At 67.3% G+C, this 17,049-nt stretch carries 15 protein-coding genes; 6 read left to right on the top strand and 9 right to left on the bottom strand.

Features of this window, described 5'->3' with window-relative positions:
• Window positions 1-110: 110 nt before the first annotated feature.
• From cmk to LOC57_RS10750, 8 genes are all read right to left on the bottom strand, one after another.
• Window positions 111-812, bottom strand: coding sequence for a (d)CMP kinase (gene cmk / locus LOC57_RS10715; protein ID WP_227910809.1), 702 nt, complete (start codon window positions 810-812; stop codon window positions 111-113).
• A complete protein-coding gene (locus tag LOC57_RS10720; protein WP_227910808.1) occupies window positions 809-1,918 on the bottom strand; it encodes a prephenate dehydrogenase in 1,110 nt (369 codons plus the stop codon). The genes cmk and LOC57_RS10720 overlap by 4 nt, the downstream gene beginning before the upstream one ends.
• Before the next feature lie 3 nt (window positions 1,919-1,921).
• The gene (locus LOC57_RS10725; RefSeq protein WP_229959643.1) at window positions 1,922-3,130 is read right to left on the bottom strand and encodes a pseudouridine synthase; all 1,209 of its coding nucleotides are present in this window, start codon (window positions 3,128-3,130) and stop codon (window positions 1,922-1,924) included.
• Window positions 3,131-3,155: 25 nt separating this feature from the next.
• Window positions 3,156-3,806: an SMC-Scp complex subunit ScpB gene (gene scpB / locus LOC57_RS10730; RefSeq protein WP_442860718.1), complete on the bottom strand. Its 651-nt coding sequence runs from the start codon at window positions 3,804-3,806 to the stop codon at window positions 3,156-3,158.
• The gene (locus tag LOC57_RS10735; RefSeq protein WP_442860719.1) at window positions 3,803-4,723 is read right to left on the bottom strand and encodes a segregation and condensation protein A; all 921 of its coding nucleotides are present in this window, start codon (window positions 4,721-4,723) and stop codon (window positions 3,803-3,805) included. Before LOC57_RS10735 ends, scpB begins: the two co-directional genes overlap by 4 nt.
• Entirely contained in the window at window positions 4,701-5,594 is an 894-nt protein-coding gene (locus tag LOC57_RS10740) for a ParA family protein (protein WP_227910806.1), read from the bottom strand. Before LOC57_RS10740 ends, LOC57_RS10735 begins: the two co-directional genes overlap by 23 nt.
• A 114-nt stretch (window positions 5,595-5,708) precedes the next feature.
• A complete protein-coding gene (locus LOC57_RS10745; RefSeq protein WP_227910805.1) occupies window positions 5,709-6,296 on the bottom strand; it encodes a GNAT family N-acetyltransferase in 588 nt (195 codons plus the stop codon).
• A gap of 160 nt (window positions 6,297-6,456) precedes the next feature.
• Window positions 6,457-7,872 (bottom strand): cation:dicarboxylate symporter family transporter, encoded by a 1,416-nt coding sequence (locus LOC57_RS10750; protein WP_229959645.1) that lies wholly within the window; start codon window positions 7,870-7,872, stop codon window positions 6,457-6,459.
• Between the two features lie 133 nt (window positions 7,873-8,005).
• Here LOC57_RS10750 and LOC57_RS10755 point away from each other — a divergent pair, with 133 nt between their 5' ends.
• Both LOC57_RS10755 and LOC57_RS10760 read left to right on the top strand, forming a co-directional pair.
• Entirely contained in the window at window positions 8,006-9,637 is a 1,632-nt protein-coding gene (locus LOC57_RS10755; RefSeq protein WP_229959647.1) for a sensor histidine kinase, read from the top strand.
• Window positions 9,634-10,380: a response regulator gene (locus LOC57_RS10760; protein ID WP_229959649.1), complete on the top strand. Its 747-nt coding sequence runs from the start codon at window positions 9,634-9,636 to the stop codon at window positions 10,378-10,380. Before LOC57_RS10755 ends, LOC57_RS10760 begins: the two co-directional genes overlap by 4 nt.
• Here LOC57_RS10760 and LOC57_RS10765 read toward each other — a convergent pair whose 3' ends face one another.
• Window positions 10,381-12,300 (bottom strand): AMP-binding protein, encoded by a 1,920-nt coding sequence (locus LOC57_RS10765; protein WP_229959651.1) that lies wholly within the window; start codon window positions 12,298-12,300, stop codon window positions 10,381-10,383.
• Window positions 12,301-12,571: 271 nt separating this feature from the next.
• Between LOC57_RS10765 and LOC57_RS10770 the strand changes: the two genes are divergently transcribed.
• From LOC57_RS10770 to LOC57_RS10785, 4 genes are read left to right on the top strand one after another with little or no spacing between them, the layout of a single operon-like run.
• Window positions 12,572-13,267, top strand: coding sequence for a GntR family transcriptional regulator (locus tag LOC57_RS10770; protein WP_227926638.1), 696 nt, complete (start codon window positions 12,572-12,574; stop codon window positions 13,265-13,267).
• The gene (locus LOC57_RS10775; RefSeq protein ID WP_229959653.1) at window positions 13,264-14,781 is read left to right on the top strand and encodes an MmgE/PrpD family protein; all 1,518 of its coding nucleotides are present in this window, start codon (window positions 13,264-13,266) and stop codon (window positions 14,779-14,781) included. Before LOC57_RS10770 ends, LOC57_RS10775 begins: the two co-directional genes overlap by 4 nt.
• Complete coding sequence (gene prpB / locus LOC57_RS10780; RefSeq protein ID WP_227910798.1) at window positions 14,782-15,687, top strand: methylisocitrate lyase; 906 nt, start codon at window positions 14,782-14,784, stop codon at window positions 15,685-15,687.
• Between the two features lie 43 nt (window positions 15,688-15,730).
• Window positions 15,731-16,864, top strand: coding sequence for a bifunctional 2-methylcitrate synthase/citrate synthase (locus tag LOC57_RS10785; RefSeq protein WP_229959655.1), 1,134 nt, complete (start codon window positions 15,731-15,733; stop codon window positions 16,862-16,864).
• The last annotated feature ends 185 nt before the right edge of the window (window positions 16,865-17,049 follow it).

Raw genomic sequence — 17,049 nt, forward strand, 5'->3', positions numbered from 1 at the left:
CAGCCCGGTAAGTGTGCGGGAGGATCCGCGCGGCATTGCCGCGCCGGCCCTCCTCCCATTGAAACACGGGCAGGTGCCCGTGTTCGGTGCCGGAACCCCGGCGGGGGTGGTTAGTGGGTGCTGGCGTAGACGACGTCGAGCACCGCGGCAACGGTCTCTTCGAAGTCCAGGTCGGAGGAATCGATGGTGACGACGCCGTCGGCGGCCTGCTGGAATTCCACCACCGTGGAGTCCTTGGCGTCGCGGACCAGCACCTGTTCCTTCAGGGCGGCGGCGCTCTGCGTTCCGCCGAGCTGGATGCCGCGGCGGCGCAGACGGGCTTCTTCGCTGGCCGTGAGCAGGATGCGGACCTCGGCGTGCGGCGCCACCACCGTGGTGATGTCGCGGCCTTCGGCCACAATCCGCAGCCCCGAATCCCGGATCAGCTGCTGCTGCCGGCGGACCAGTTCGGCCCGGGCGCCAAGCGTCGTGGCCACGGCGCTGACCGAAGAGGAGACAGAGGGTTCCCGGATGGCGTCGGTGACGTCCCGGCCGCTGACCCGGACCCATTCCTCGTTCGGAGAAACGCTCAGGGCAATGTCGGCGCTTTCGGCAGCCGCTTCCACGGCCACCGAATCGGTCAGGTCGATTCCGGCTTCCATGCAGGAGAGGGTTACGGCGCGGTACATGGCGCCGGTGTCGAGGTAGGCAGCGTGCAGCCGGCGGGCCACCTCGCGGCTGATGCTGGACTTGCCGGAACCGGACGGCCCGTCAATGGCCACCACCAGCGGCTTGCCCTGCCGGAACTGGGCCGGATCAATCTTGGAACTCACTGCACTACCTTCCACCCGCGGGCGCTTAATTCAGAAACAAGGTCATTCATCCGGCCGGGCAGGACGGAAATCTCCGCCCGGCCCACCTGGCGTCCGGAGGCATGCTCCAGGCGCAGGTCTTCCAGGTTCACGCCGATCTCACCGATTTCGGTGAGCAGCCGGGCGATCTGCCCGGGCGTGTCATCCACCAGGACGGTGAAGGACACAAAGGACTGGGCCGGGCCGCCGTGCTTGCCGGGAATGCGGGCCTGGCCCACGTTTCCCTCGGCAATCAGCTGGGCCATGTCCAGCCGGGCGCCGTCCGCCACCGGATCCTCCAAGGTCCGGATCAGACGGTTCAGGTCCTCGCGGACCCCGTGCAGGATGGGCACCAGCCGGTCCGCGTTGCCGCTGAGGATCTGCACCCACAGCCGCGGGTCGCTGGCCGCTATCCGGGTGACGTCCCGCAACCCGTTCCCGGCCAGGGCCAGGGACTGCGGCGGGGTTTCCTGCAGCCGGCTGGCCACCAGGGAGGCCATGACCTGCGGCAGATGAGAGGTCAGGGCCACCGACGCGTCGTGCTCCTCCGCGGACATCCGGGCCACCACGGCACCCAGGTCATATGCCAGGGCCTCCGCGCGGCGCACAGCTTCCGGGGCCGCTTCCACCGGCGCACAAATCACCCACGGCATGCCGTTGAACAGCTCCGCACGCGCAGCAACCGGCCCGGATTTCTCCCGGCCCGCCATCGGGTGTGTGCCCACGTACCGGGACAGGTCGGCGTCGTAGCCGCGCAGGTCCGCCAGCACTGCCGACTTGACGCTGGCAATGTCGACGACGACGGCGTCCGGCCAGTCCTTGAGCGCGGCCGCCGCGAGGGACGCGGTGACGTCCGGCGGTGCGGCAACCACCACCAGCGAAGGCGCAAAGCCTTCGCCCACGGTACCGAGCAGCCGGCCGGCGCCGATGTCGCGGGCCACCGCCTCTGTGGAGGGAGAGATGTCCGAGAGCACCACATCCACGCCGCGGGCGGAGAGCCCGAGGCCGATGCTGGTGCCCAGCAGTCCCGTGCCGATGATCAGCACGGATCCGGACAGGTGGGTACCCCCGTCAGCGGCAGCGGCCATGGCTTACAGTCCTACGGAAGCGAGGAGGTGTCCCACCTCGGTGCGGCCGAGGACGCGGATGCTGCCCTGGCGCTGGTCACCCAGGCTGATCGGGCCGATCTTGGTGCGGACCAGGCGCTCCACCGGGTGCCCGACGGCGTCGAACAGGCGGCGGACAATACGGTTGCGGCCTGAGTGCAGGACGACCTCCACCAGGATGTGCCCGGGGGTGGAGTCCACCAGCTTGAAGGAGTCGACCTTCTGGAAGCCGTCTTCCAGCTCAATGCCCTCGCGCAGCTGCGCGCCGACGCCCTGGCCCATGGGTCCGCGGACCTGGACCAGGTAGGTCTTGGGCACTTCGAAGGAGGGGTGGGTGAGCCGGTTGGTCAGCTCGCCGTCGTTGGTCAGCAGCAGCAGGCCCTCAGTCTCGTTGTCGAGGCGTCCCACGTGGAACAGGCGTTCGTGCTTGCTGGAGGGCTTGAGGTAGTCGCTGATGCACGGACGGCCTTCGGGGTCCTCCATGGTGGAGATAACACCGCGCGGCTTGTTGAACACGTAGTACTTCTGGGTTTCGTCCAGCTGCAGGCGCATGCCGTCAACGTGGATGGCGACGGTGGCCGGGTCAACGCGGACACCGAGCTCGGTGACAACCTCGCCGTCAACCTCCACGCGGCCTTCGGCGATCATTTCCTCGCACACGCGGCGGGAGGCGACGCCGGCACTGGCCATGACCTTCTGCAGGCGGACGCCCTCGGGGTTGTGGTGCTCGGAGATGACCGGCGCGGCAGGGCGGCGGGTGGTGGAACGGCGGACCGGTCCCAGGTTCTGGCCGAAGCGTTCGTTGCGGAAGGCACGGTCCCCGCTCTTGCGCTGGCCGGCCTGCGGGCCGCCGAACTTTCCGGCACCGGTTTTGGCACCGGGGCGGGCGCCGCCGGACTTGGGCGCACCCGTGCGGGGGGCGGACTTGGCGGAACTGTCGCCGAAGGCCTTCACGGCGTCGGACTTGAATTTCTCCGGACGGACCTCGCGGGCGGGGCGGTAGCCGTTGGCGCGGTCTTCGCCGGGCTTCAGGCCGGAGCCGGAGCGGGGTCCGCCGGTACGGGAGGAGCCGGGCTTCGAGCCGCGGCCGCCGCCCTTGCCGCCGAAGGTCTTGCCGCCGGCGGGGCCACCGGCACTGCGTCCGCCGCCGCGGGGGGTGTTGCGGCCGGATCCGGAACGGGGTGCTGGGGTCATGAGTAAGTCCTTTGGGGTCTAGCGGTTAGTAAGTAGTGTCTTCAAATTCGGCCAGGTTTTCCAGCCCGGGCAGGTGCGGTGCAATCTGCGGAAGTTCGTCGAGGCTCCCCAAGCCAAGCCGTTCCAAAAAGTACGGCGTTGTCCGGTACAGCAGCGAACCCGTAATAGTTTCGGTGCCGGCGTCGACGATCAATCCACGCTGAACCAGCGTGCGGACCACCGAATCGACGTTTACTCCCCGGATCGCTGAGACCCGGGCCCGGGAGACGGGCTGCCGATAGGCAATCACCGCCAATGTTTCCAGTGCGGCCTGCGACAGCCGTGCACTCTGGCCTTCCAGTACAAACTTCGACACAACGGGCGCAAAGTCAGCGCGGGAAAAAATCCGCCATCCGCCTGCTACGTCGCGGAGTTCAAAACCACGCGGTGCGCCCTCGGGTCCATCCCCAGTATAGCCGTCATACTCACGCTGCAGTTCCGTCAGGGCCGCGAGCACCTCAGGCTCGGGAACTCCGATCACTGCGGCCAGCTCCGCCGGCGCGGCGGGTTCGTCCACAACCATCAGCACCGCTTCGACTGCGGCCTTGACTCCGCCGGGCATGCCGGCGATGTCCAGCATGCCGGTTGTGGGGCCGGCACCGTTGACACGCCACGTGTCCTGGTTGGCAGTCGTCATGCCTGCGCTCCTTCTGTATCTGCGGCGGCGCCCGGTCCTGGGCCGTCATATTCGTCCGTTATGTCCCGGGCCGAGGGGTCGCCGCCGGTCCAGGTGATGCGCAGCTCACCCAGAGGTGCCTGCTGTTCGAAACTCACTGTGCCGTCCCGGAACATTTCCAGCAGCGCCAGGAAACGCGCCACCGCCACCGGACCGTCGGCGTCGGACACCAGCGCAGCGAATGTGGCGGCGCCTTCGGCGAACAGCCGGCCGGCAATGATGCCGGCCTGCTCCCGGACGCTCGTCTTGGGGGCGTGCAGGTGCTCCAGGCCCACGGTGGGCGGTTGTTCGTCCCGGGGCTGCAGGGCACGCTCAGCCAGGTCGGCGAACTGCCGGGGCGTGGTGCGCCAGATCAATTCCGGGAGCATGGCGGCAAAGTGCGGGTCCAGGGAGACCTGCCGCGGGAAGCGGCGGGCCTCCTCCTGAAGCCGCTCCCCCATCCGGGAGGCCATCTCCTTAAACGCCTTGTACTGCAGCAGGCGTGCAAAGAGCAGGTCGCGGGCTTCCAGCAGCGCCACGTCCTCTTCGTCTTCGACGTCGCCTGCCGGCAGCAGGCGTGCGGCCTTTAGGTCCAGGAGGGTGGCGGCAATAACCAGGAATTCGCTGGCCTCGTCCAGTGCCACTTCCGGCCCGGTTCCGAAGAGCTCGCGGATGTAGCCCAGGAACTCGTCGGTGACGGCCGCCAGGGCAATCTCGGTGATGTCCAGTTCGTGCTTGGAGATCAGTCCCAGCAGGACGTCGAAGGGTCCGGTGAAGTTTGCCAGCCGTACTTCGAAGCCGCCGCGTTCCGGGGCATCGGAGACCTCGGCGGCCTTTGCTGCGCCCGCTTTGGCAGCCGCCGCGCCGCGCGCCGGCTTAGGGCGCGCCGCCGCGGGCAATCAGTTCCTTGGCCAGGCGCCGGTAGGAGTCGGCCCCGGGGTGGTTCCCGGCGTAGGTGGTGATCGGCTCGGCGGCCACGGTGGCGTCGGCGAACTTGATGGTCCGCTTGATGACCGTTTCGAAGACCTTGTCGCCGAAGGCTTCCACCAGGCGGGAAATGACTTCGCGGCTGTGCAGTGTGCGGGCGTCGTACATGGTGGCCAGCACGCCGTCCACCTGCAGGCCGGGGTTGAGCCGGTCCTGCACCTTCTCGATGGTCTCCACCAGCAGCGCTACGGCGCGCAGTGCGAAGAATTCGCAGATCAGCGGGATGATCACGCCGTGCGCGGCGGTCAGCGCGTTGACCGTCAGCAGGCCCAGGGAGGGCTGGCAGTCGATGAGGATGACGTCGTAGTCGTCCGAGACCCGGCGCAGCGCGCGTTCGAGCACCTGCTCGCGGGCTACCTCGTTCACCAGCTGGACTTCGGCAGCGGAGAGGTCGATGTTGGCCGGCAGCAGGTGGATGTTCTCGATGGAGGTCTCGTGGATGGCCTCGCGGATGTCCACCTTGCGGTCCATCAGCACGTTGTAGACCGTCAGGTCCAGCTCGTGCGGGTTGGCGCCCAGGCCTGCGGACAGGGCTCCCTGCGGGTCAAAGTCCACCAGCAGCACGCGGCGGCCGGCTTCAGCCAGGGCAGCACCGAGGTTGATGGTGGAGGTGGTCTTGCCGACCCCGCCCTTCTGGTTCACCATGGCAATGATCCGGGCAGGACCGTGCGAGGTGAGGACGGGAGGTTCGGGGAATTCAGTCAGGGGACGTCCCGTGGGGCCCATGGTCGAGTCGGTTGCGGTTGCGTCCTGCAGAGTCGATGAACTCTGATCGATGCTCACGTATTAATCCACGCTTCCGTATCTAGCTGTCCTGCGGGCTGTCTGTGTCAAGGTTACAGCCGGGCCGCAGGCTTACCGTGAATCAGTGCGCGGAACACCGGCGAGCCTTGACGCTCAAGTAGAACTCGAACCTTGCGGATTCACGGCGGCGTGGAGGTGCATGTCATGCCACCCGTCTAAGTGCCTCAGGGCGCTGCGTTTGGTTCCCTCCAGGGCAAATCCGGTTTTGCCGGCCACCCTGCACGACGCCGCGTTTTGCACGGAGTGGGACAGCTGGAGCCGCTTCAGCCCGACGACGTCGAAACTCCATCTGCGCAGGGCCGCCACAGAGCGGGAAGCCACACCTTGCCTCCGCGCGGTTTCCAGCACCCAGTAGCCAAGCTCCCCCTCCCCCTCATACAGGTTCAGCCGGCTCAGCGCCGCACGCCCCACCACCTGCCCGCCACGGGTGCAGACGGCCCAGTTTGCGCCGGTCTCGGCCTGCCAGCGGGCGGACCAGCCGAGGATCCATGCGATCGCTTCTTCTTCGGTATCCATGCTGCGGCGGTTGTAGCGGGCTATCGCCGGTTGCTTGTAGGCCTCAACCAGGACGGCGGCGTCGTCTTCGATCCAGGGCCGCAGCACCAGTCCGTCGGCGGTTAGAACCGGCTGCACCGACGAGTTCAGTGATCCCCGCCGCAGATAAGGACCTAGTGCACCCACCGGGGCCCGCCTTTCGTTTAGTGCCGGCCAGTGCCGGAAGTGGAGAAGCCGGGCACCATTATGCCCGCCCGCAGCTTTTGGCAGGCAAAGCTCACCGGACGCAAAAACGCGCCCCGCCCCGGGGAACCGGGACAGGGCGCGTTCGCTGCGTGGTGAGGCGCTAGTGGCGCGGCCCGGGCGCTGCCGTGCTTCCGGCGGGGCCGGGAACCGTCTGGGCCAGTTCCGCGGACTCGGCCGTCTGCAGCGGCTCGTCGGTGCCCGCATCCACGTTCATGCTGGCCTCGTCGAAGGGACGTTCGCGATTCAGTACCGCGGTGACCTGTCCCTTGTCGATTTCCTTGGTCCAGGTGCCGATCAGCACGGTGGCGACGGCGTTGCCGGTGAAGTTGGTCAGCGCGCGCGCCTCGGACATAAAGCGGTCGATGCCCACAATCAGGCCGACGCCGTCGATCAGGTCGGGGCGGTGCGACTGCAGGCCGCCGGCCAGGGTGGCCAGGCCGGCACCGGTGACGCCGGCTGCACCCTTTGAGGCGATGATCATAAAGACCAGCAGGGAGATCTGCTCGCCCAGTTCCAGCGGCTTGCCCATGGCCGAGGCCACGAACAGGGAGGCCATGGTCAGGTAGATGGCCGTGCCGTCCAGGTTGAAGGAATAGCCGGTGGGTACGGTCACGCCGACCACGGGCTTGGACACGCCCAGGTGCTCCATCTTGGCGATCAGCCGGGGCAGGGCCACTTCCGAGGAAGACGTGGAGAAGATCAGCAGGTATTCCCGGCCCAGGTAACGCATGAGCTTGAAGATGCTGAAGCCGGTGACCAGTTTCAGGATGCTGCCCAGCACCACCACGATGAACAGGATGCAGGTGAGGTAGAAGGCGATCATCAGGGTGGCCATGCTGACGATGGCCTGGATGCCGGTTTCGCCGACGACGGCGGCAATGGCACCGAAGGCGCCCACCGGGGCCAGCCACATGATCATCATCAGGATGCGGAAGACCAGCACCTGGATGTAGCCGATGCCTTTAAGGACCGGGGCGCCGGCGGGGCCCATCTTCTGCAGGGCAAAGCCGACCAGCAGGGCCACGAACAGAGTCTGCAGGATACTCTCACCGGTAAGGGAAGCCAGCAGGGTGGTGGGGACAATGCTCAGCAGGAACCCCGTCATCCCCGCTTCGTCCTCAGCGGGGGCCGGCGCTGCCGCACCGGAGGCCTGCAGGTCCAGTCCCTCGCCGGGGTGGATGAAGTTGCCCACCACCAGGCCGATGGCCAAGGCGAAGGTGGACATGATGATGAAGTAGCCCAGCGCCAGCCCGCCGACCTTGCCGACCGTGGCTGCTTTGGCGATTGACCCGATGCCTAGGACAATGGTGCAGAAGATGACCGGCGCGATCATCATCTTGATCAGGTTGATGAACCCGGTGCCGAGCGGCTTCAGGGATTTGGCGAACTCAGGAGCCACCAGTCCGATGACGGCGCCAAGCACTACCGCCGCAATGACGGCAATGTAGAGGAAATGGGTTCGGTCCGGCCGGCGGCTCTTCTGTGAACCGGCGTACGGATTAGTGGCAGCTGCCATGGCGGTACTCCTTGGTGCGTGGGGTCGGCTTCCATCTTCTTGTGTTGTGTGATCACAGTCACCCTTGTGTTCATACTGTTCGCGGCAATGTACCTACCCCCGGAAAATGCACCAGCGAAACGAAGGATGGAACGTGCGGAGATGGAGCCTGGCCGGCCGGTTGTTCCTGGGCCAGCTGGCATTCATTCTGTGCGTCTCCGGGGGAATTGCCTGGGGCCTCTACCAGCAGGCCGAAGAGAACACGTATGAGGAAACCGGCGAGCGCATGCTGGCTGTGGCCGGAACGGTTGCCGCCAGCGACACCGTACGGGCAGCAGCAGGCGCCTTCCCGGACGGCCAGGTGTCCGGCGACTCTGCCCTGCAGGACTATGCGCAGGAAGTGATGGCCGGCGTCGGCGTCGATTTCGTGACCATCATGGACACCGACCGCACCCGCCTGACCCACCGCAACCCCGAGCAGATCGGCAAACCCTACATCGGCTCCGTGGACCAGGCCCTGGCCGGGGAGAGCTTCACGGAGACCTACACCGGCACCCTCGGTCCTTCGGTCCGCGCCATCACGCCGGTGCGCGACGACGCCGGTAATGTCACCGCCCTGGTTGCAGCCGGGATCACCGTGGACCGGGTGGGGATTGCGCGGGACGCACGGCTGCCGGAGCTGTTCGCGATCGATGCCGCTGCGCTCGCTGTGGGAGCGCTGGCCTCCTATCTGCTCAGCCGGTACCTGCGCCGCGTTACGTACGGACTGGGTCCGGCCGAGCTGGCGCATATGTTCACCTTCTACGACTCCGCGCTCCACTCAGTGCGGGAAGGACTGCTGCTGCACAACAACCGCGGAGAATTGGTCCTCTACAACGACGAGGCAGCCGCCCTATTGGGACTGCCGGCCCGAGGCGCCGGCCCGGAGGTCCCAGAGCTCCCGGACCTGCCCGGCCCGCTGGCCTCCCTGCTGCGCACCGGCCGGGATGCGCACGAGGAAGTCCACCTCACCGGCGAGCGCATCCTGGTGGTCAACCAGTCCGACGCCGTCTCCCCCGGTCCGCACGGCCGGCGCTTTGGCATCGTGACCACGCTGCGGGACTGCACCGACGTCGAATCCCTTACCGGCGAGCTCGCTTCCATGCGCACCTTGGCGGACGCGCTCAGCGCACAGGCGCATGAGCATGCCAACCGGGTACACACCCTCGTCTCCCTGATCGAACTTGGCCGCAGCGAGGAGGCGCTCCGATTTGCCACCGCGGACCTTGAACAGTCCCAGCACCTCAACGACGAGGTCCTGGCGGGCGTGGAGGAACCGGCGGTGACCGCACTGCTGATGGGCAAGGCCGCCCAGGCCCGCGAGCGCGGCATCGACCTCGAAATCACCGTGGCAGCCGCGGGCGGGCGGTTCAGCGGCGGCGGTGTGGAACCGGTGGAACTGGTGACCATCATCGGCAACCTGCTGGACAACGCCTTCGACGCCGCCGCAGGTTTAGTCACGCTCTCACTGGGCAGCGCCGACGGTGCGCTTCTGATTGCAGTAGAGGACGACGGGCCGGGGGTCGATTCCGATGTACTCGAACATATCTTCGAACAGGGGTTCAGTACCAAGCAGCTCCCCGAGGGGCGCACCGCCTCCGGACGCGGCATCGGCCTGGCCTTGGTCCGGCAGGCCGTCAACCGGCTGAGCGGGCGCATTCAGGTGCTTCCCGGCCACGGGGCCTGCTTCCGGGTGGATATTCCCCTCCCCTCCACTGAGGCCGCACCCGCTGGGGGACGGCCATGACCGATTCCAAGACGATCGGTGTCCTGGTGGTGGAGGACGAGGAAATCCCCGCCGAGGCGCATGCCGAGTATGTCCGCCGCATCCCCGGCTTCCGGCTGGCAGGCATTGCCCGCACCGGCACCGAAGCCATCACGGCCCTGAAGGTCGACGCAGGGCCGGGCAGCGGATCGGGCAGTGGATCCAACACCGGATCCGACGCCGGACAGGGAATCGACCTGGTGCTGCTGGACATGAACTTGCCGGACCTGCACGGGCTGGACCTGCTGCGCCGGATCCGCGGGGCGGGCCTGCCCGTGGACGTTATTGCCATTACCGCGGTTCGGGACCTGGCCGTGGTCCGCGGGGCGATGTCCGGCGGCATTGTCGGTTACCTCATCAAGCCCTTTACCTTCTCGGCGTTCAGCACCAAGCTCACCACCTACGCGGAATACCGGCGGCGGATGGGCGAGCAGGCGGCGTCGACCACCCAGAGCGAAGTGGACAGCGCGTTTGCGGCGCTGCGCCCCACCGTGGCCACCCCGCTGCCCAAGGGAATGTCCGGGGAAACCCTGGAAGCGGTGGCCGATCTGCTCAAGCGTGCCCCTTCCCCGCTGTCGGCCTCCGAGGTTTCTGCGGAACTGGCAATGTCCCGGATTACGGCGCGGCGGTACCTGGAGCACCTTGCCGAGGAGCAGTCGGTGCTGCGCTCGCCGCGATACGGGACCCGGGGCCGGCCCGAGCTGGAGTACAGCTGGCGCTGGTAGCTAACGGGTTGAGGCTTCGGGCCGCAGCAGCGGCGCCAGTGCGTCGATGACTCCCGGGTCCTCGATGGTGGAGGGCACCGTGTGGGGCACGCCGTCGGCGATCTGGCGCATGGTCTTGCGCAGCACCTTCCCGGAGCGGGTCTTGGGCAGTGCGTCCACCACCTGCACGTCCTTGAAGTCCGCCACGGCACCGATCCGCGAGCGCACCCGCTCCACCAGCTCCGCCTGCAGCCGGCCGGCGTCGATCTCCGAGCCGGACTTGAGCACCACAAAACCGCAGGGCCGCTGGCCCTTGACCGGATCCGCGACGCCGATCACCGCGCACTCGGCCACATCCGGATGGGAGCCGACGGCCTCCTCCATGGCCCCGGTGGAGAGCCGGTGCCCGGACACGTTGATGACGTCATCGGTGCGGCCCATCACGTACACGTAGCCGTCCTGGTCCCGGTAGCCGGAGTCACCGGTGGCGTAGTACCCCTCGAAGACTTCCAGGTATGCGGCCCGGTAGCGGTCATCACTGCCCCACAGGGTCCGGAGGGTGCCCGGGGGCAGCGGCAGCTTCAGGGCAATGTTGCCCTCGGTTCCGGGCGGAACCTCGGTGCCGCTTCCGTCCAGGATGCGCACATCGAAGCCCGGCACGGGCACGGTGGGCGAGCCCGGCTTCACCGGCAGCTCCTGCAACCCCACGGGGTTGGCGCAAATGGCCCAGCCGGTTTCGGTCTGCCACCAGTGGTCGATCACCGGCACCTCCAGGGCTGTGCCCGCCCAGTCCATGGTGGCGGGGTCCAGGCGCTCGCCGGCTGAGAAGAGGTAGCGCAGCCGGGAGAGGTCGTAATTGCCCGGCTCGGCGGCGTTGGGGTCCGCCTTGCGGATCGCGCGCAGGGCGGTCGGGGCGGTGAACAGGACGTCCACGCCGTGGTCGGCGGCCACCCGCCAGAAGGCGCCGGCGTCGGGGGTGCCCACCGGCTTTCCTTCGTATAGCACGGTGGTTGCCCCGGCGATCAGGGGCGCATAGACGATGTAGGAATGCCCCACCACCCAGCCGACGTCCGACGCGGTCCACATCACCTGCCGCGGGCCGATTCCGTAGATGTTTTCCATGGACCAGGCCATGGCGACGGCATGGGAGCCGTTGTCCCGCACCACCCCCTTGGGCGAGCCGGTGGTGCCGGAGGTGTAGAGGATGTACAGCGGATCCGTGGCGGCCACGCTCACCGGTCCGGCGGGTGCCGCGGCGGCGGCGAGCGCCGTCCAGTCCAGCCAGGCCGCCCCGCCGGTGCCGTCGTACTGCTTCCGGGAGGCGGTGAAGCCGTCGCGTTCGGCGACGACGACGGCGCCCACCCGGTGTGCCGCGGTTTCCAGCGCTTCGGCCACGGCGGGCAGGTACTCCACCCGGCGTTTGGGTTCCAGTCCCCCGCTGGCCGTCACGATCACCTTGGGCCCGGCGTCGTCGATCCGGGCTGCCAGTTCACGGGGCGCGAAGCCGCCGAACACCACCGAGTGCACCGCACCCAGCCGGGCGGTGGCAAGCATGGCGATCACGGCCTCGGGGATCATCGGCAGGTAGATGATTACCCGGTCCCCCGCGGCCACGCCCAGGCCGCGGAGCACCCCGGCGAACGCCTCCACTTCCGCCAGCAGCTCGCGGTAGGAGTAGGTGCGGCTGGTGCCGAGCATCGCGGAGTCATAGATGAGGGCCGCGTTGTCTCCGCGGCCCGCTGCAACATGCCGGTCCAGGGCGTTGACGCTGGTGTTCAGCTGGCCGTCGGGGAACCAGGCATAGAGGGGCGCCTTGGAAGTGTCGAGGGCGAGTGCCGGAGGGGTGTCCCAGTCCACCAGGGCTGCAGCCTCCAGCCAGAAGCCCTCGGGATCCGACATACTGCGGGCATAGGCCGCTGCATAGGTGTCGCGCTCGCCCATCTGAATCCTCCTTGATCCGGCGTGGTAGGCGCCATGGTACCTGCGCAGCTGCGCCGCTCAATGGTGGGCCGGAAGACCCGGGTGGGGATCTCGACCGGATTCAGTACTCCCGCATAGCTGCGTCACACGGACAGCGTCGACCAATGAAGGCCCATCTGTATACAGAGCCGCAGGTCCAGCGGCCAATTGTGAGCCCGGATACGTTAATTTGCTCTCTCGTGTATACACTGTGGTGAAAGTAACGCAGGTATCTGACGCAAGGAGGCGGACTATGCGGGCAAGTGACCGCGCTTATGCCACCTTGCGGCAGGACATTGTGGATTGGCAGCTGCCTCCCGGGACGGTACTGGGCGAAGTTGAGCAGTCCGCCCGGCTCGGGGTCTCCCGCACTCCGCTGCGCGAAGCCCTCAGCCGCCTCACCGCCGACGGACTGGCCGCTCCGCACAGCGGGCGCGGCGTCGTCGTTACCGGCATTTCCCTGGACACCGTGGCTGAACTCTTCGAACTGCGGCAGGCGCTGGAATGCAAGGCAGCGGCGCTCGCCGCGGTCCGCGGGCAGGAAGCTGCCTTCCGTACGCTGGCCACCCGGTTCCGTGCCGCCGGGGAACTGATCGGATACGCGGACAGCGACCGCACCGGGTACTACGCCCTGGTGGCCGAACTGGATGCCGCCATGGACGAGGCCGCAGCCAATGCCTATCTGGTGCAGGCACTTCGCAACGTCCGCCTGCATCTGGCCCGCGTCCGGCGCCTGGCGAAGGACAACCCGCAGCGGCTGCTTGAAACGGCCGCGGAACACGCCACCATTGCCGACGCCGTTGCCGCCGGAGATGCTGACCTTGCCTCCGCCGCCGTCGCCGTCCACCTGCACAAAAGCCTCGAACACCTCCGGTCCGCCCGGACCGCCGCCCCCGGGACCACCGTCCCCGGGCGGACCACTACCCCTGAAATAAAGGACAAACCGTGAACCTGCACAAAGTACGCGTCTACCGCAGCGATGAGAAGCTGGCCCGCGAGGACCAGCTGGCCTACAAGATCGCCAAGGTTGCCGCCGACCCCGTGGACGTCACCGACGACGTCACGGACATGGTCATCAACCGCATCATCGACAACGCCTCCGTGGCCATCGCCTCCCTGAACCGCGGACCCATTGTCGCCGCCCGCGCCCAGGCGCTGTCCTTCTCCCCTTCCGCCCACGGCAAGGGCGCCTCGCTCTTCGGCGTGCTGGCCAAGACCAGCCCCGAATGGGCTGCCTGGGCCAACGGTGTGGCCGTGCGCGAACTGGACTACCACGACACCTTCCTGGCCGCTGAGTACTCCCACCCCGGCGACAACATCCCCCCGGTCCTCGCCGTCGCCCAGCACACCGGCGCCTCCGGCCGCGACCTGATCCGCGGCATCGCCACCGGCTACGAAATCCAGGTCAATCTGGCCAAGGCCATCTGCCTGCATCGGCACAAGATCGACCACGTGGCCCACCTCGGCCCCTCCGCCGCCGCCGGCATCGGCACCTTGCTGGGGCTCGACGTCGACACCATCTTCCAGGCCGTGGGCCAGGCCCTGCACACCACCACCGCCACCCGGCAGTCCCGCAAGGGCGAGATCTCCACCTGGAAGGCGCACGCCCCGGCGTTCGCCGGCAAGATGGCCGTGGAAGCCGTGGACCGCGCCATGCGCGGCCAGACTTCCCCCACCCCCATCTACGAAGGCGAAGACGGCGTCATTGCATGGATGCTGGACGGCCCCGACGCCGCCTACGAGGTGCCGCTGCCTGAAGAGGGCGAAGCCAAGCGCGCCATCCTGGACACCTATACCAAGGAACACTCCGCCGAATACCAGGCCCAGGCCTGGATCGACCTGGCCCGCAAGATTTCCGCCGAGCACCCCGAAGCAGCGGATCCGGCCAACGTGGAAAGCGTCCTGATCGCCACCTCGCACCACACCCACTACGTGATCGGCTCCGGTGCCAACGATCCGCAGAAGTACGATCCCACCGCATCGCGCGAAACCCTGGACCACTCCATCCCGTACATCTTCACCGTTGCCCTGCAGGACGGCGCCTGGCACCACGTGGACTCCTACTCCCCCGAACGCGCCGGACGCCCGGACACCGTGGAGCTGTGGCACAAGGTCACCACGGTGGAGGATCCGGAATGGACCCGCCGCTACCACTCGCTGGACATCAACGAGAAGGCCTTCGGCGGCAAGGTCACCATCGTGCTGACCGACGGCACCGTCATCACCGACGAAATTGCCGTGGCGGACGCACACCCGCTGGGCGCCAAGCCGTTTGCCCGCGAGCAGTACATCAACAAGTTCCGCACCCTGGCTGCCGGCCTGGTCTCCGAAGAGGAGATTGAACGGTTCCTGGCCACAGTGCAGCGCCTGCCCGAACTGGCGGGCGGCCAGCTGGACCAGCTGAACATCACCGCCGCCGACGGCGTCATCAACCCCGCCGCCGCACCGAAGGGACTCTTCTAAATGCTGTACTCCTCCGTTACCCCCGAAGCGAAGCGGATCGCCTTCCGCGAAGGCCTGGCCTCCGGTACGCTCCAGCAGTTCCCCGGCGCCTTCAACCCGCTCTCAGCCCGCCTCATTGAGGAAAAGGAATTCGACGGTGTCTACATCTCCGGCGCCGTGCTGGCCAATGACCTCGGCCTGCCGGACATCGGCCTGACCACCCTCACCGAGGTGGCCACCCGGGCCGGGCAGATTGCCCGAATGACCAACCTGCCCGCCATCGTGGACGCGGATACCGGATTCGGCGAGCCGATGAACGTGGCCCGCACCATCCAGGAACTCGAAAACGCCGGCCTGGCCGGCTGCCACATCGAGGACCAGTTCAATCCCAAGCGCTGCGGCCACCTGGACGGCAAGAACGTGGTGGACACCGAAACCGCAGTCAAGCGGATCCGTGCCGCAGCGGACGCCCGCCGGGACCCGAACTTCCTGATCATGGCCCGCACCGACATCCGTGCCGTGGACGGCCTGGAGGCGGCGCAGGACCGCGCCCGGGCGCTGGTCGACGCCGGAGCCGACGCCATCTTCCCCGAGGCCATGAAGTCGCTGGAGGAATTCGCCGCCATCCGCGCCGCCGTCGACGTCCCGATCCTGGCCAACATGACCGAGTTCGGCAAAAGCGAGCTGTTCACCTATGAGGAGCTCTCCTCGGTGGGCGTGAACATGGTGATCTACCCGGTCACCCTGCTGCGCAGCGCCATGGGCGCAGCCGAACGGACGCTGGAGACCATCAAGGCGCACGGCACCCAGGAAGCGGACGTGCCCAATATGCTCACACGTGCGCGTTTGTACGATCTGGTGGATTATGAGGCGTACAACCACTTCGACACGTCCGTTTTCAATTTCCAGGTTCCGGGCACCCGCTAGGACCGGCCAGGCATTTACCGCACTTTCGAAGGAGCCAGCAGCAATGACTGATACCCAGATCCACAAGGGCCTGGCGGGGGTACTCGTAGACACCACCCGCATTTCCAAGGTCAACCCGGAAACGAACTCCCTGCTTTACCGCGGCTACCCGGTGCAGGAACTCGCCGCCCGGTGCAGCTTCGAAGAGGTGGCCTACCTGCTCTGGAACGGCGAGCTGCCCACCGAGGCCGAGCTGGCGGAGTTCACCGACGGGGAGCGCAGCCAGCGGGCACTGAGCCCGGAACTGAAGGCCGTGATCGATGCCCTGCCGGTAACCTGCCACCCCATGGATGTGTGCCGTACCGCGGCGTCCGTCCTCGGTGCGTCGCATGAACTGGCCGAGGACTCCTCGGTGCAGGCCAACATGGAGAAGGCAGTCAGCCTGTTCGCTGCCATGCCTGCCGTGGTCGCCTATGACCAGCGCCGCCGGCGCGGCCAGGAACTGGTGGAGCCACGCGAGGACCTCGTCTATTCAGCGAACTTCCTGTGGATGACCTTCGGCGAGGAAGCCGCCCCCGAGGTGGTGGAGGCCTTCAACGTCTCGATGATCCTCTACGCGGAGCACTCCTTCAACGCGTCCACGTTCACCGCCCGGGTGATCACCTCCACCCTCGCGGACCTGCATTCAGCCGTCACCGGTGCCATCGGCGCCCTCAAGGGCCCGCTGCACGGCGGCGCCAATGAGGCCGTGATGCACACCTTCGCGGAGATCACGCAGAGCGCGGCCGACGGCGACGTCGCGGCCCACGCCGCTGCCTGGCTCGATGAGGCGCTGGAGCAGAAGAAGAAGATCATGGGCTTCGGCCACCGGGTCTACAAGAACGGCGACTCCCGGGTGCCGACCATGAAGGCCTCCCTGGACAACATGGTCAAGCACTACGACCGTTCCGACCTCGGCGAACTGTACACGGCCCTGGAATCGGCCATGGGTGAGCGCAAGAACATCCTGCCGAACCTGGACTACCCGGCCGGTCCCGTCTACCACCTGATGGGCTTCGATACGCCGACCTTCACGCCGCTGTTCGTGGCGGCCCGGATCACCGGGTGGACGGCGCACATCATGGAGCAGCTGGAAGCCAACTCCCTGATCCGGCCGCTGAGTGAGTACAACGGGGCTGAGGAGCGGCACCTGCCGTAGGTTTCATCTCTAGCCTTGGGTGAGGTCTGAGGTCCCGAGGGTCCCCGAACGGCGGCAACGAAATTCCCTGCTCGCAGAGCTCGCAAGGAATATTAAAGCCGCCTTTCCTCCGGGACCCTCGGGGCCTCCTCTGCGTCTTGGCTCCCTATCCGGATCCGGACTCTTCATCCCCTGCTTGGTTCCGT

The organism is Arthrobacter sp. zg-Y750, assembly GCF_020907365.1.
Lineage (GTDB): Bacteria > Actinomycetota > Actinomycetes > Actinomycetales > Micrococcaceae > Arthrobacter_B.